Raw genomic sequence first — 13,796 nt, 5'->3', positions numbered from 1 at the left:
CCGCACGGAGAAGACTTACTACAACAGTGCCCACAGGCATGGTTATGCGAAAGGTATGGCAGAAGGTATGGCAGAAGGTATGGAGAAAGGCATTGCGGAAGGTATGGAGAAAGGAATGGCAGAAGGTGCAGAGAAAGAAAAACGTGACACCCTCATACGCATGCAGAAAGCCGGCACAAGCATAGACATCATGGCTATTGCGACAGGTTTGTCTGCAGAGGAAGTCAAGAGACTATTAAGTCTGTAGATATTATGTCTTAGCAAATGACTTAACCTTGAAGAAGTTGTAATAATAACAGACAGTGAAAGTCCATAAGAGTTTCACTGTCTGTTATTATAAATGACAATAATGCTGTGAGTTTTCTAACCTAAACTCAATAAAAACCGAAAATGCGTCATAACCTTTAGGTAATGGAAACCACAGGTTATGACGCATAATCAAACTTTATTTCTTCTCTTTCACGACATAGACAATCACCGGAAGGTGGTCGGAATAGCCGTCAAGCCACTGACCTCCGGCATGCGTGCGCTTAGGATTTCCCTTGTACTTTCCTTCTGTCTGGAAGAGGTAATCACGACGGAAAATCTGGTGGTTATAGTATTTCAGTGACTCACAATCCTTCATCACAGCCTTCTGATAGTCCTTGCCGCCGTCCTTGACAAGCAGGTTCGGAGTGACAAGAATCTGGTCGAAGAGATTCCATGCGCCATTGTACCTGAGGGTTCCGGTGCCGCTTTTCAGCACACTTATCCACGGATTATACAAATCTCCGTCACCAACTTCGGCAATGTTCTCCTTGCCACGCAAGCCTTTTGTCATGGAACGGTCTGTCGGGTCGTCGTTCATATCACCCATGATGAAGAACTTTGTGTCCGGCTCCTGTGCCAGAATGTTGTCCTTAATCTTAGCCAACTGCTGCGCTCCGCTTACGCGATAGAAATCATCACCACGCAGACGGGAAGGCAAATGGCACACTATGCAGCACACTTTGTCACCGGCTATTGTTCCTCTCACCACAAGGAAGCCACGGGTAAAGAATGTTGTGTCCTCACGCTCAAAAGGCACAAGGCTGGTCTTATCGTTGTCAATCTTGAACATCTTAGGATTATACAGTGCCGCAACATCCACACCGCGCTTGTCAACGCCCTCGAAATGCACGAACTGCATATCGCGCTTCTTCAGCGGTTCCTGGGCGCAAAGGTCCTGAAGGCATTTTGCATTCTCCACCTCCGACAGTCCTATGAAGGCACAACCGTAAGGCAGCTTGTCGGTAGCCATTTCCGCAAGTACGCGAGCCATGTTCCTTAACTTGTGAGTGTACTTCAGTCCGTTCCACTTGTATGAGCCTGTCGGAAGGAAATCGTAGTCGCGCTTGCCCTCGTCATGGCAAGTGTCGAAGAGGTTCTCCTGGTTGTAGAAACCGATGGCATACATTGAATACTTCTTCTGCGCAAAGCACACGGCAAGGGCAAGAAAAAGGAAATAAGTGAGAAGAGATAATCTTTTCATAGTCGTATATTTTTACGTATTATTATGTTGCTCTGCTTGTCATTTTGTAAGGCAAAAAGACTGGCTTTTGCTGTTTTTCAAATTCTTTGATGCAAAATTAGCAAAAAACATGCATAAGTAAGAAAGAAATATCAGAAAACTTTCGTTTTTCCGTGAAATTTCATTTAATTTTGCAACCGTAATAAAATAACACACATCAATCATTGAACCTATGAAAAAGAAACAAACACTTGTCGTTGCCCTGATAGCGCTGGGACAGTTTGCCATGGCACAGAAGCCATACGCGACTGATTCCATCGAGTCTGCGGTGGACGAGGAAGCACAGTTTACTTTCACAGAGGCACAGCTTGGAGAGGATGACGACATGTCGCAGAGCGTGACAATCCTCAATTCCAATTCCAATGCGTATGCCTCAGAAGTGGGTTACGCTTTCTCTCCAGTGCGTTTCCGCTATCGCGCATTCAACCAGAAGTACAATGACATTTATGTCAACGGCATGCAGTTGAACGACATGGAAAGCGGACAGTTCCGCTATTCTCTCGTCGGCGGTCTCAACAACCAGACACGCAGTGTGGAATTTGCCTTGCCTTTCGAGGACAACCAGTTCTCGCTGACGGCCATGGGCGGCTCAAACAACTATAATTTCCGTGCCGGCTCCATGCCTTCCGGACATCGTGTAAGCATAGCAGGAGCCAACCGCAACTATACTGCACGGGCCATGTACACTTACAATAGTGGATTCAACAACAACGGATGGGCTTTTTCCGGGTCGCTGACCTACCGCTGGTCAAATACCAAGACTGCTTATGTGAAGGGCACATTCTATAACTCTCTGAGCTATTTCTTCGGCGTAGAGAAACTGCTCGGTACCAGGCACAGCCTCTCTTTCGCAACATGGGGTAACCCTACCGAGCGCGCCAGTCAGGCTGGATGTACAGACGAGAGCTACTGGCTTGCCAACTCAAACTTCTACAACCCTTACTGGGGCTATCAGAATGGCAAAATCCGCAACTCCCGCGTCGTAAACGATTTCGCTCCGTCAGGACTGTTTACATGGGATTTCAAAATCAATGACAACGCCAAACTTACCACTACGCTTGGCGGAAGGTATTCCATGTACAAGAGCACGAAACTCAACTACAACAACTCCGACAACCCTCAGCCGGACTATTGGAAGAGACTCCCGTCGGCATTCTATGATGTATGGAATCCTGACAACCCACGCAACGCCGCACAGGGAACAATCTTCGCTCCGGAGTTTGGACAGGAAGTGCCACGCAACTGGTACTCCGCTTACCAGTATCTCGCCTACTCTGAGGCTAACCGTCAGGTCAACTGGGATCGTCTCTATGCTTCCAACAAGGGAGCAAACGCTGCCGGCGCTGATGCAATGTATTTCGTTCAGGCAAAGCGTATTGACGTTCTCAACTTGCAGTTGAACTCTGTACTGAACATCGACATTGACCCTAAGCGTCATTTCACAGCAGGCATAGGACTCGGTGCAAACAACGGACGCCACTATCAGAGCATGGAGGACCTTCTCGGTTCGTCATCTTTCCATAACATAAACACTTATGCCATCAGTAAATTCGGTGTCAACTCACCAAAGGTGCAGTATGACCTCAACAATCCTAATGCTGTTGTCCGTGAGGGTGATGTGTTTGGTTATGACTACTACATTAACATCCATAAGGCCAATGCATGGACAGCATACACTGCAAACCACGGTCGTGCGCACCTCTTCTTCGGAGGAAAGCTCGGCTATACAGACATGCAGCGCGACGGTAAGATGCGTCACGGATTGGCAGAGAACAACTCCTATGGCAAGTCTGGCATCGCACGCTTCCTTGAGGGAACAGCCAAAGCGGCTGTCTCTTTCAATCTCGGCAAGGGGCATGCCCTCTCTCTCGGTGGCAGCTTCGAGTCACGCGCGCCACAGGCTTCCACAGCTTTCGCTGCTCCGGAAATGTGCAACGATTTCGTTACACATCTGAAGAACGAGATGGTGACAAACGTTGAACTGTCTTACCAAATGTCCACCTCATGGCTCGCCATGAACGCTTCTGGCTACTACACCTTTATCACTGACGGTACAGAGTGGCAGAATTACTACTACGATGATGACAACACATTCACCTATGTTTCTATGACAGGTGTACATAAAGCAGCTTACGGTGCGGAACTCGGTGCAAGAGTGAAACTCACATCATTCCTTGACTTTGAGGCTCTCGGTACAATCAGCGATGCAAAGTATCTCAACAACAACACCGCAAGATACATGCTTTCAACCGAAGGAACATATAAAGAGACAACGGTTTACAGCAAAGACATGCGCGAGAGCGGCACTCCGCTCACGGCAACATCACTCGGACTGAGCTTCCACATGAACGGCTGGTACATAGACCTCGCCGCAAAATGGTACGACCGCATCTATCTCTCATGGTCAATGCCTCTGCGCTACGAGACTTCCCTGGCAGCACAAGGACTTATCAATACAGGTGTGGACGAGAACGGAAACATCACAACAAACGTTGATGTGCCGGGACAGTCACTCGGAAAGGGAGGCTGGATGGTCGACGGCTCTATCGGCAAGAACATCTATCTGAAGAAAGGCAGTCTCTCCTTTAACCTTTCTCTGACAAACATCCTCAACAATGTGAAAATCTGCACAGGAGGTTATGAGCAGGCACGTCAGGGCTACACCACAAACAATGACGGCTCAATGAGCGGACAGCGTATATACAGCTTCTACAATAACCCTAAGAAGTTCTATGCTTACGGCACAAACGGAATGTTCAATGTCACATACAAATTCTAAACATAAGGAGGACTAAATAATGAAAAAGACACTATTTGCGTTAACCGCATTTGCCGCAGCACTCCTTATCACCTCATGCCAGGATGGCGGGTATGGCGATATGGACCATGTCTCCGCAGAGACCGCTTACGGAAACAATGAAATCACAGAGCAGAATGTTGTCACACTTGCTGATGTGGAGAAAGCTTTCCCAGAGTTCAACAACTCCTCTTACCGCGGATGCAGCAAGGCCATAGAGCAGGACATGAAACTCAGACTGCGTGTGACTGCAAACGACATCGGCGGCAATATCTATAATTACATAGCATGCGAGGATGCTACAAGCAATGACGGGAAATCCGTGCTTATCTATGTATACTCCGGCGGCCTGTTCTCCTACCTTCCTGTCGGACAGGAAATCCTCGTCGATTTGAAAGGACTCAGCGTCGGCACCAACGGCAACCAGCAGGCTATAAGTACGCCTTACATGACATCCAGCGGCAACACATACCCTAAGAACATGCCGTTCTGGGTATGGCAGAAGCACTTCAGAATCATGGGGTATAACCCGGAAGCTGTCAAGACGCAGGAATTTACTGTTGACCAGTTCAAGAACGAAGTGTCAAAGAACATTGCCAACCTTGCAGGACGTGTCGTCACAATAAAGAACGCAGAAATCACTGATGCTGACGGCGAGAAGAAATGGGCGCCAAAGTCTGACCTCGCAAGCACCAACGATTTCAATGTGGAACGTGCTATCGTGGGATTGCCGAAATCTACAATCTTCATCAGCACATCGACAAGCGCAAAATTCTCCAACGACGTAATGCCCGCAGGAAAAGTAGACATCACAGCACTCGTAGTGCGCTACGGAAACAAGTGCCAGCTCACTCTCCGCACAGCCAACGATGTTAAGCCGGCAGTTAACAGATAACCACAAACAACAAAAAGAAATAATCTATAAAAACATATAACACTATGAAAAAGATTCTTTATACCATAATGGCTCTCGCCATATCAGCTTTCGCTCTACAGAGTTGTGAGGATGTGCCGGAACCATACGATATCCCGGGACAGGAAACAGGAGGCGACCAGGGTGGCAATATCACAGTTGAGCCTGCCGGTGACGGTACAGAAGCCAATCCGTACAATGTCGCGGCAGCACTTCAGATAATTTCTGCTTTGGACGAGACAGGAAAAACAGAGCCGATGTATGTAAAGGGCAAAATCAGCTCAATTCGTCAGGTTGAAACAGCACAATATGGCAATGCTAATTACTATATTTCTGATGACGGTTCCTCCAGCAATACTCTCTACATATTTCAGAGCTTATACCTCGGAAACGTCAAGTTCACAAGCGAGGATCAAATTAAGGAGGGTGACGAAGTCGTCATCTATGGCCGCTTCGTAAACTATCTTGGCAACACTCCAGAGACAGAAGGAAAGGGAACCAGCTACATATACTCTCTCAACGGACAGACAGCAGGCGGCGGCGACAAGCCGGCACTGGAGACGAAAGGCTCCGGCACAGAGGCTGACCCGTGGAATGTAGGAGGAATCATCAATTTCACAAGTGCACTCGGCAAGGATGAGCAGTCTTCCGAGAATGTTTACTTCAAGGGCATCGTGTCAAGCGTGGAAAATATCGACGTAAGCAACTATGGCAACGCAACATTCCGCATCTCTGACGACGGAAAGGCAAGCAATGAGTTCTACGTATTCCGCTGTTATGGTCTTAACAACGAGAAGTTCACATCAGCAGACGCCATACAGGTAGGAGACGAGGTCGTTATCTGCGGTCTTGTGACAAACTACTACGGCAACACACCGGAAACTGTAGCAGGCAAGGCATATGTCTATTCTATTAAGAAAGGTGAAGGCACACCGACACCGGCGCCTGCAGGCTTCGATTTCTCAAAGCAGGGATACCAGAATCAGCAGGATTTTGACGGAAAGGCAATCAACTATGATGAAAACACCACAATGACTTTCTCCAAAGGAAGTGGCAGCACAACACCAAAATATTACAATACAGGCACAGCAATGCGCATGTATGGCAGCAATGTGCTTACTGTCTCTTCGTCAAAGGTAATCAAGACTATAATAATCACATTCGCAAGCGGTGAGGACCAGAACGCCCGTCCATACTATGCTACAGATGGAAACAGTTCTTTCAGTCCTTCTAATGTCAGCCTGAACAATAATATCGCAACATGGAGTGTAGGCGGAAACACTGCAACTCTGACATATACAACAATGGGAGGACATTTCCGTGTAAAGACAATAAACATTGAATATGCAGAATAAATGACTTGCATAGTAGAAAACGAAAACATGGTGGCATGGCTTACGCTGTGTCACCATGTTTCGTTTGTTCTCAAATATGTGTACAATCTGATGTTATAGATAACCTATATTATTTAATTTTAGAAATTTAACAGAAACAAAATAATTATTTGTTAAATGTTTTGTTATAATTTTATGTATTGAGGAAAAACAATTACTTTTGCACCATTAAAAAACTCAAAGATGCACTTTCAGTACCATTATTTGCTATGAATAATGTGGAATTGACAGTGCTATAGACTGCGTAAGAATATAAAATGAATATAATAAATGCAGAGACAAAAATTATAAAAACAATAAAGATTTTAGTAAGTATGGAAATGAACAAGATTGTAATGCTTGCGGCAGCTGCTGCAATGTTGGTGTCTTGCGGAAGCAAAAGCGGAGGCGGAAAACCGAACTTTGGTGACAACGAGTACGCCGTCAGAACGTTGAAAGGACAGAGTGCTGATTTGCAAACCTCTTATCCTGCGACCATCAAGGGTGTGCAGGATGTGGAGATACGCCCGAAAGTATCAGGCTTCATCACAAAGATTTGCGTGCAGGAGGGCCAGCAGGTGAAGGCCGGACAGTTGCTTTTTGTGATAGACAATGTGACTTATCAGGCTGCGAAGAACCAGGCGAAGGCTGCTGTCAACTCAGCAAAGGCACAGCTTGCCACAGCAAAACTCACTTATGACAACAGCAAGAAGCTCCATGCCAACAATGTTATCGGCGACTATGAGCTTTCATCAGCGCGCAACTCTTATGAGACAGCCATGGCAGCTGTAGCTCAGGCAGAGGCAAACTACACTGCTGCAAAGCAGAACCTTGACTTCTGCTATGTGACGAGTCCGGCTACAGGCGTTATTGGCGAGTTGCCTTACAAGGCAGGAGCTTTGGTGAGCTCTTCTATCCAGCAGCCACTGACAACTGTTTCCGACATACGCACAATGCAGGTTTATTTCTCTATGACAGAGAAAGACATCATGGCTCTCACAAGAAAGGACGGCGGCATAACAAGCGCCATAAAGGATTTCCCTTCTGTGAAGCTCCAGCTTGCCGACGGCTCCATGTTCAATCATGAGGGCAAGATTACTGCTGTCAGCGGTGTAATCGACCCGGCGAAGGGCACTGTGCAGATGCGTGCAGATTTCCCTAACCCTGAATCACTGCTGAAGAGTGGTGGCTCCGGTTCTGTGGTTATCCCTAATTCTACTCAGAATGCCATTGTCATTCCGCAGGATGCCGTTATGCAGGTACAGGACAAGTTCTTTGTCTATGTTGTCGGCAAGGATAACAAAGTGAAATATACTCCGGTCACAATCAATCCAGAGAATGACGGCAAGACCTACATCATCCAAAGCGGTCTGAAGCAGGGTGAGACCATCGTTGTCTACGGTGTCAGCACACTTAGCGACGGCATGGAAATCAAGCAGCTCACAGAGGCACAGTATGCCAAGAAACTGGAAGATGCCGAGAAGCTCGGTGAAGCTCAGGGAGACCTCGAGGAGTTCAAGAAAGCTATGGGAAAATAACAATCTGAGGTTTTGTCAGTGTTGACAGTATTGTCGATTTGACAATATTGGCAATATTGACAGTATTGACAAGAAAATAAGACAAACATGAAATTAGACAGATTTATTGAACGCCCGGTGCTGTCAACGGTGATTTCCATCCTGATAGTCATCCTGGGTTTCATAGGACTGGTGTCACTGCCTATCGAGCAGTATCCTGACATCGCTCCACCTACAATCATGGTTCGTGCCTCCTATAGTGGTGCGAACGCTGAGACTGTGCTTAACTCTGTGATTGCCCCTCTTGAGGAGCAAATCAACGGTGTGGAGGGCATGACCTACATGACATCTGCCGCAACCAACGACGGTTCGGCATCAATCACTGTGTATTTCCAGCAGGGAGCAGACGCCGACATGGCGCAGGTCAATGTCCAGAACCGTGTCTCACAGGCTTCCGCCTTGCTTCCTGCCGAGGTTACCCGTGCCGGTGTGCAGGTCATGAAACGTCAGAGCAGTAATGTCATCATCTTCGCCCTGACCGGTGACCCTGAAAGATATGACAATCAGTTCATCGGCAACTATGCCGACATCAACATCATTCCTGCCATCAAGCGTGTGAAGGGTGTCGGTGAGTGTCAGGCAATGGGTCTGCAGTCATACACCATGCGCCTGTGGCTTGACCCGATAAAGATGAAGAGCCACAACCTTATGCCAAGCGATATCACAGGCATCCTTGCCCAGCAGAATATCGAGGCGGCACCGGGAAAGTTTGGCGAGCAGACAGACAACCAGTATGAGTATACCATCCGCTACAAAGGTCGTCTGAAGACTCCTGAGGAGTTCCAGGACATGATTATCACCAGTGACACCAATGGTCAGACAGTCCGCATAAAGGATGTTGCCAAGGTGGAACTTGGCGGTCTGTACTACTCCTTCAAGCAGAGTGTGGATGGAGAGCCTTCTATCATGATGATGGTGACACAGACAGCGGGAAGTAATGCCACACAGATTATCAAGGATGTTAAGGAAGTGCTTGCAGATGCAGAGAAATCCCTGCCTCCCGGCGTGGAAATCAAGATTATGCAGGACGTTTCCGAGTTCCTTAACGCTTCTATCGATGAGCTTATCAAGACCCTTTTTGAGGCATTTGTCCTTGTGTTCATCGTGGTGTACATCTTCCTGCAGGACTTCCGTTCCACGCTTATCCCGCTTATCGCGGTGCCTGTGTCATTGGTCGGAACGTTCTTCTTCCTCTACGCCTTTGGCTTCTCGCTCAACCTCCTCACCCTTGCAGCCCTTGTGCTTGCCATTGCGATTGTGGTCGATGACGCCATAGTGGTGGTGGAGGCTGTCCACGCCAAGCTGGACTTGGGCTATAAGAGTACGCTTACTGCATCCAAGGATGCCATGAGCGAGATTTCAGGAGCCATCATCTCCATCACTCTCGTTATGGCTGCAGTGTTCGTGCCGGTATCGTTCCTTGGTGGCACGAGTGGTACGTTCTACCGTGAGTTCGGTGTGACAATGGCCATCTCTATCATTATCTCAGCCCTTAACGCCTTGACTTTGTCCCCTGCACTTTGTGCCGTGTTGCTTAAGCCGCACAACGAGGACGGTTCGGAGCGCAAGATGTCAATGATTGACCGCTTCCATGTTTCGTTCAATGCTGCATACTCCAAGATTCAGGGCAAATACCAGAATGGAGTGCGCCGCATAGTCGAGCGTCCGCTGATAGCCGTCGGCTCTGTTGTGGTGGGTATCGTTGCCATGGCATTACTCATGATGAACACACGTACAGGTCTTGTGCCTGACGAAGATACAGGTACACTCTTCGTTACCGTTGCCACACCTCCGGGAACATCGTTGGAGAAGACCAACGGCGTTATGGACCAGGTGGACAAGATGCTGAAGTCAAATCCGGGCATTCAGAGTACGCTGCGTATCTCCGGTTACAGCTTTATCGGCGGTCAGGGTTCCAACCAGGGAACATTCATTGTCAAGTTGAAGAGCTTCGAGGAGCGTAACGGTGCGGAAGGTCCGCTGAAGTATATCGGTGTGCATAACCTTGGCTCATCAATGATTCTTGGCATGATTTACAAGCAGACGGCAACTATCAAGGGTGCACAGATTCTTGCTTTCCAGCCTCCTATGATACAAGGCTTCTCTGCTACAAACGGCCTGACATTCTCCATGCAGGACCGTACCGGTGGCGATGTCAACAAGTTCTTTGACATAACACAGAAGTTCCTCGGCGAGCTCAACAAGCGTCCGGAGGTTGCCAGTGCCATGACACAGTACAACTCCAAATATCCTCAGTACATGATGGATGTTGACGTTGCCAAGTGTAAGCAGAGCGGCATTGACCCATCCGTAGTGCTGTCAACCATGCAGGGATATTTCGGCGGTCTCTACGCATCCAACTTCAACAGCTACGGCAAGCTCTATCGCGTGATGATTCAGGCTTCGCCGGAGTTCCGTGGGGATACTAAGAGCCTTGACAATATATATGTACGCACAGGCAACGGCACAATGAGTCCTATCGGCACTTATGTCAACCTCACAAAGATGTATGCGCCACAGGAGATTGACCGTTTCAACCTATTCACCTCTATCAATGTCAATGCTTCAACAGCGGAAGGCTATTCTACAGGTGATGTAATCAAGGCTATGGAAGAGGTCGCAGCACAGAACCTGCCGGAGGGTTACTCTTACGAGTTCTCCGGTCTGACACGTTCCGAGCAGGAGTCCAGCAACTCCACAGCGATCATCTTCGTGCTCTGTCTCACCTTCGTGTACCTCATCCTTTCGGCACAGTACGAGAGCTACATCCTGCCTCTGTCAGTAATCCTCTCCATTCCGTTCGGTCTGGCAGGAGCGTTCATCTTCACCAACCTGTTTGGAAAGCAGAACGACATCTACATGCAGATTGCGCTCATCATGCTTATCGGTCTGTTGGCGAAGAACGCCATCCTTATTGTGGAGTTCGCCCTTGAACGCCGTCGTACAGGTATGGCAATCTCTTGGTCGGCAGTGCTTGGCGCCGCAGCCCGTCTGCGCCCGATTCTCATGACCTCACTCGCCATGATTATCGGTCTCTTGCCACTCCTCGTGCCAATGGGTGCAGGCTACAACGGCAACATGACTCTCGGTGCAGCAGCCATCGGCGGTATGCTCATCGGTATGCTCTGCCAGATTATGGTCGTTCCGGCTCTGTTCTACATCTTCCAGGTATTGCAGGAGAAGATAAAGCCGATAGAGTTCGATGACAACAATGCCAATGTCGACTCGGAGTTGCGTCAGTATACAAACCCTTATGCTGCTGCCGAGCTTCAGAAGCAGATTGACAAAAACGTAAATAAAGAATAGTGACGATGAAAGTTAGAAATATCATATTGTTTGCATCTGCCGCAGCAGTAATGAGCAGTTGCGGACTATACAACAAATATGAGCGTCCTGACGTAAACACACAAGGTTTGGTGCGCGACACAGCAAGTATCAGTGATACTCTTGCTGTGTCCGACACCGCCAGCTTCGGCAATCTGCCTTGGCGCAGCGTGTTCACCGACCCGCAGCTGCAGACGCTCATAGAGTACGCGTTGGAGCATAACACAAACATGCTCAATGCCGCACTCAATGTGAAAATGGTTCAGGCACAGCTGACAGCGGCAAAACTGGCATTCGTGCCTTCATTCACGTTCTCGCCACAGGGCACATTGTCTTCATGGGACGGACATACTCCAAGCAAAGTCTACTCACTGCCGGTACAGGCAAGTTGGAGCATAGACCTCTTCGGCAACCTCCTCAACGCAAAGCGCAGCGCACAGATGCAGCTGCTTGCCACAAAGGACTATCAGCTCGTGGTGAAGACCGGAGTAATCTCCAACGTGGCAAACATGTACTACACTCTCATGATGCTTGACCGCCAACTTGAGATTGTCAACAACATGGCTGACCTGACCAAGGAGACATGGCGCATCATGAAGCTCCGCAAGGAAATGGGACCTGTCAACGAAACAGCCGTACAGAGTGCAGAGGCGAACTATTACTCCGTGCTCTCACAGGCTGCTGACCTGCGCCGCCAGATTCGTGAGACAGAGAACTCCATGTCACTCCTCCTCGGACAGCCGGCACAGACCATCGCACGAGGAAAACTGGAGAACCAGAGTCTGCCGTCATCCTTCAGCACAGGTGTGTCAATCAGCATGCTCAACAACCGCCCTGACGTACATTATGCTGAGATGACCCTCGCATCTTGCTTCTATGATGTGCAGCAGGCGCGCTCAAAGTTCTATCCGAACATCACCATCAGTGGCAGCGGCGCTTTCACCAACAATGGCACCGGTGGTATCGTCAATCCAGGAAAATGGCTTCTCAGCGCTGTCGGCAGCCTTACCCAGCCTATCTTTGCGCGTGGTCAGCTTATTGCCGGACTGAAAGTTGCAAAGGCACAGCAGGAACAGGCTTTCAACACATGGCAGCAGGCTGTGCTCTCAGCGGGCAGCGAGGTGAGCAACGCACTTGTGCTCTACAACTCTTCCGACGAGAAGAGCAAACTTGACGGCAAGCGCGTGGAAGTGCTGACAAAGAACGTTGAGATGACAAAAGAGCTGTTCAGCTCCAGACCGAACACCACTTACCTTGAGATAATCACAGCAGAAAGCAACCTCCTCAACGCACAGTTGGCTAAGGTGCAGGATGATTTCTACAAGATGCAGGCTGTCGTAAACCTCTATTACGCTCTCGGCGGAGGCAGAGATTAATTTTCAAAAAAGACATAGCTATGAGTAACATAAGTCAACAAGCACACATCGACCCGAAGGCAAAAATCGGCAATAATGTCACAATCTATCCGTTCGCCTACATTGAGGGAAATGTAGAAATAGGCGACGACTGCGTCATCTATCCGTTTGCAAGCATTATGAACGGCACACGTCTGGGGCGTGGAAACAAGGTTTTCCAGAATACAGTCCTTGGAGCAGAGCCACAGGACTTCAACTATAAGGGTGACTGTTCCTGTCTGGTTATCGGCAATGAGAACATCTTCCGCGAGAACGTTGTCATCAACCGTGCCACATTCTGTGATGGAAACACACGCATCGGCAACCGCAACTTCTTCATGGAAGGCGTGCATGTCTCCCATGACACGAAGGTAGGGGACTACTGCACCTTCGGCTATGGCACAAAGGTGGCAGGCGACTGCGAGATACGCTCAGGTGTAATCTTCTCATCAAGCGTAATCATCAACCCTAATGTGCGTATAGGTGGAGCCTCTATGGTCACCAGCGGTGTGCGTGTGAGCCGTGATGTCCCACCATTCATAGTTGCCACCCATAACCCGGTGGAGTATGGAGGTGTTAATGAAAGGCTGCTCCGTTCGTCAGGCACATCAGAGAAAGTCATCGGACATATTGCCAATGCCTATCGCCTTGTCTTCCATGGACAGACAGCTGTGCTGGATGCCGTAAACCAGATTAAGCAGCAGGTGCCTGACGGTGATGCCGTGCGCAGCATCATCAAGTTCCTTGAAACAACAGAAATAGGTATCATCTCCAAGATATAAAGTCTCTGCTGAATAATACCGAAATGATAGCAATCCTCCGCCGGCTGCCTGTACATAGGTTCTCGGCGGAGGATTTTTTTCATGTAG

The 13,796-nt window shown here is 48.6% G+C and carries 8 protein-coding genes and 1 pseudogene; 8 read left to right on the top strand and 1 reads right to left on the bottom strand.

The annotated features are described in order from the left end of the window. Positions 1–247 (top strand): annotated as a pseudogene (locus tag E5358_RS15075) (Rpn family recombination-promoting nuclease/putative transposase); the annotation flags it as partial. A gap of 198 nt (positions 248–445) precedes the next feature. Here the strand turns inward: E5358_RS15075 and E5358_RS05980 are convergent. Further along, the gene (locus tag E5358_RS05980) at positions 446–1,510 is read right to left on the bottom strand and encodes an endonuclease/exonuclease/phosphatase family protein (RefSeq protein WP_135939325.1); all 1,065 of its coding nucleotides are present in this window, start codon (positions 1,508–1,510) and stop codon (positions 446–448) included. 211 nt (positions 1,511–1,721) lie between these two features. On the opposite strand from E5358_RS05980, the gene E5358_RS05975 reads away from it, so the two are divergent. The 7 genes from E5358_RS05975 (at position 1,722) to lpxA (ending at position 13,709) form a co-directional block, all read left to right on the top strand. Beyond that, on the top strand, positions 1,722–4,328 hold the full coding sequence (locus E5358_RS05975) for a TonB-dependent receptor (protein ID WP_422121064.1): 2,607 nt from the start codon (positions 1,722–1,724) through the stop codon (positions 4,326–4,328). A 19-nt stretch (positions 4,329–4,347) separates the two neighbouring features. Then, positions 4,348–5,241 carry a DUF5689 domain-containing protein gene (locus E5358_RS05970; RefSeq protein WP_135939324.1) on the top strand — a complete coding sequence of 298 codons (894 nt, stop codon included), beginning with the start codon at positions 4,348–4,350 and terminating at the stop codon, positions 5,239–5,241. Positions 5,242–5,285: 44 nt separating this feature from the next. Then, positions 5,286–6,614, top strand: coding sequence for a hypothetical protein (locus tag E5358_RS05965; protein WP_277821180.1), 1,329 nt, complete (start codon positions 5,286–5,288; stop codon positions 6,612–6,614). A 353-nt stretch (positions 6,615–6,967) separates the two neighbouring features. Beyond that, positions 6,968–8,170, top strand: coding sequence for an efflux RND transporter periplasmic adaptor subunit (locus tag E5358_RS05960; RefSeq protein WP_135939323.1), 1,203 nt, complete (start codon positions 6,968–6,970; stop codon positions 8,168–8,170). 87 nt (positions 8,171–8,257) lie between these two features. Then, positions 8,258–11,515: an efflux RND transporter permease subunit gene (locus E5358_RS05955; RefSeq protein ID WP_135939322.1), complete on the top strand. Its 3,258-nt coding sequence runs from the start codon at positions 8,258–8,260 to the stop codon at positions 11,513–11,515. Positions 11,516–11,520: 5 nt separating this feature from the next. Then, positions 11,521–12,909: a TolC family protein gene (locus tag E5358_RS05950; protein ID WP_135939321.1), complete on the top strand. Its 1,389-nt coding sequence runs from the start codon at positions 11,521–11,523 to the stop codon at positions 12,907–12,909. Between the two features lie 20 nt (positions 12,910–12,929). Then, on the top strand, positions 12,930–13,709 hold the full coding sequence (lpxA, locus tag E5358_RS05945; RefSeq protein WP_135939320.1) for an acyl-ACP--UDP-N-acetylglucosamine O-acyltransferase: 780 nt from the start codon (positions 12,930–12,932) through the stop codon (positions 13,707–13,709). The last annotated feature ends 87 nt before the right edge of the window (positions 13,710–13,796 follow it).

It is taken from the genome of Palleniella muris (assembly GCF_004792655.1).
GTDB lineage: Bacteria > Bacteroidota > Bacteroidia > Bacteroidales > Bacteroidaceae > Prevotella > Prevotella muris_A.
Note: the sequence above shows the minus strand (reverse complement) of the source record. Positions and strands in the feature narration are given on the sequence as shown.

What these genes read in the sequence shown, in the direction of transcription:
- E5358_RS05980 (WP_135939325.1), bottom strand. Translation starts at nt 1,510, where the DNA reads ATGAAAAGATTATCTCTTCTCACTTATTTCCTTTTTCTTGCCCTTGCC.
- E5358_RS05975 (WP_422121064.1), top strand. Translation starts at nt 1,722, where the DNA reads ATGAAAAAGAAACAAACACTTGTCGTTGCCCTGATAGCGCTGGGACAG.
- E5358_RS05970 (WP_135939324.1), top strand. Translation starts at nt 4,348, where the DNA reads ATGAAAAAGACACTATTTGCGTTAACCGCATTTGCCGCAGCACTCCTT.
- E5358_RS05965 (WP_277821180.1), top strand. Translation starts at nt 5,286, where the DNA reads ATGAAAAAGATTCTTTATACCATAATGGCTCTCGCCATATCAGCTTTC.
- E5358_RS05960 (WP_135939323.1), top strand. Translation starts at nt 6,968, where the DNA reads ATGGAAATGAACAAGATTGTAATGCTTGCGGCAGCTGCTGCAATGTTG.
- E5358_RS05955 (WP_135939322.1), top strand. Translation starts at nt 8,258, where the DNA reads ATGAAATTAGACAGATTTATTGAACGCCCGGTGCTGTCAACGGTGATT.
- E5358_RS05950 (WP_135939321.1), top strand. Translation starts at nt 11,521, where the DNA reads ATGAAAGTTAGAAATATCATATTGTTTGCATCTGCCGCAGCAGTAATG.
- lpxA (WP_135939320.1), top strand. Translation starts at nt 12,930, where the DNA reads ATGAGTAACATAAGTCAACAAGCACACATCGACCCGAAGGCAAAAATC.